This is a genomic window from Stenotrophomonas sp. A3_2, assembly GCF_036624925.1.
In the GTDB taxonomy this organism is placed as follows: domain Bacteria; phylum Pseudomonadota; class Gammaproteobacteria; order Xanthomonadales; family Xanthomonadaceae; genus Stenotrophomonas; species Stenotrophomonas hibiscicola.
Window position 1 is genome coordinate 1 of record NZ_JAZKVY010000182.1, and the last position, 496, is coordinate 496.

The 496-nt window shown below is 71.8% G+C and carries 1 protein-coding gene; it reads right to left on the minus strand.

All coding sequences use genetic code 11. The annotated features are described in order from the left end of the window. Positions 1-496 (minus strand): ATP-binding cassette domain-containing protein (locus R5H29_RS05615; RefSeq protein WP_332328891.1); only part of this gene is annotated, 496 nt, incomplete at both ends.

Here is a 496-nt window from a genome sequence, read left to right on the forward strand (position 1 = left end):
GCGGCGGCGCCTCCGCGGCGCCTGGGCTGGCGGGGGCCGGCACGCTGGGCGCGCGGCGGGTCATCAGCGCGTACATGTCGTCCACGAATTTGCGGAACGCCGCGTCGTGCCGGTTGCGCGGGTGTGGCAACGGCACCCGCAGCTCCTGCGCGACGCGGCCGGGGTTGGAGGAGAACACCAGGATGCGGTCGCACATCAGCACCGCTTCCTCGATGTTGTGCGTCACCATCAGCACCGATTTGACCGGGAGCTTGCCCTCCATCCAGAGGTCGATCAGGTCGGTGCGCAGCGTCTCGGCTGTCAGCACGTCGAGCGCCGAGAACGGCTCGTCCATCAGCAGCAGGTCGGGGTGCACCACCAGCGCGCGCGCCAGGCCCACGCGCTGGCGCATGCCGCCGGAGAACTGGTGCGGGTAGGAAGCGAGGCGCCGGGCGCCGTCGGTGATGCCGACCAGCCCCAGGAGCTCGATCGCGCGGGCGGTCGCCTGCTCCTCGGT